Below are 1,191 nucleotides of genomic sequence, written 5' to 3'. Positions count from 1 at the left end.
GTAAAACGAACGACGGTGCCATGTCCAGCATCGACTGAATCACGCCGGGCACACGTCCCGGCGAGACCCAGGGTAAAACCGTCAACTCCTTGATGATCCAGTGAGCGGCCTGATGGAAACTAAGCTGGTTCGGGTGCACTGCCTTCAGGCTATAGGCCATGCGGGCCATCTGGAAGCGGATCAGGTTGTAGGCCAGCAAGGTCCCCCAAAGCTCCTGGAAGACCATTTCCGGCGTCCGGCTACGCAGCGTCAGGCGGTTACCCAGCAGGGATTGCTTCATTTCCCGGTAGCCCAGTTCGATTTCCCAGCGATGGCTGTAAAGATCCACAATATCCGCTGCCGGAAAACGAAGCGGGTCGGTCATCGAGGTCAGGACCTGGACCTCCTTGCCGTTCACTTTGCGTCGTAACAGACGCGCCGTCATCGTCGGCGGCAAGTTCGGCCATTTCTTGCGGGCCTGAGGGGATGCCGTCAAGGTCACCAGGCGGTCTTGCCGACCCAGCGAGCGACCTTCCTGATACTGCGTCCCCTTCTTCAGAGGAATGAGCCAATGGCGCTGCTCGCCCGCGCTCTGCCAGGCATGCAGCAGACCCAGCGAGTAGAATCCACGGTCAAACAGGGTCAGGGAGTGATCTGGGGTACTGGAGATAAGCTCAGGAGCCAGCTCCATTTCACTTCTTGCCACACTGTCGAAGGCCGACCCCGTCAATAGATGGCTGCTCAGTTCCATCTGGCACACCATGCGAATCTGGGGATAGCTTGCCTCTCCCTGGGCATTACGCGTGCGCGCGAAAGCGGCTCGATTCTCGGGAGAGTCGGGGGTGCGCCAGACTACGCCATCAACCCCCAGTAGCGTCAGACCGCACCAGTGTGGATGTGGCGTCTGATGGTGCCATAGGGCCTGGGTCTGCTCGAAAACGCGTTTGACGGGATCGATCCCCAGCCGTTGGCGCGCCTGAACCACGGCGCTGGGCGCGACGAAGGGACGTTTGCCGGGCAGCATGATGTCGAGATGATTAACGATCTGCCCCATGGGGATATGCCGGAACAAGGCCATTCCGACAACGGCCCAGACCACCATGTCCAGAGGTAATCGCCGCTTGCGCAATGTGGCCACGCCGGCTTCTTCAAGACAGCTGTCGATGAGTTCGGGAGAGAGCACCTCAGATAGACTGGAGAAATCCTCGGGTG

1 protein-coding gene is annotated in these 1,191 nt (G+C 59.9%); it reads right to left on the bottom strand.

Annotated features, from left to right (window positions below; translation table 11 throughout):
* On the bottom strand, nucleotides 1-1,191 hold a 1,191-nt coding region (locus tag IZU87_RS17250), incomplete at both ends, for an IS4 family transposase (RefSeq protein WP_213115362.1).

This window comes from Cobetia sp. MC34, from assembly GCF_018340035.1.
In the GTDB taxonomy this organism is placed as follows: domain Bacteria; phylum Pseudomonadota; class Gammaproteobacteria; order Pseudomonadales; family Halomonadaceae; genus Cobetia; species Cobetia amphilecti.
The sequence above is the reverse complement of the archived record's forward strand: the minus strand, read 5'-3'. Positions and strand labels throughout refer to the sequence as shown.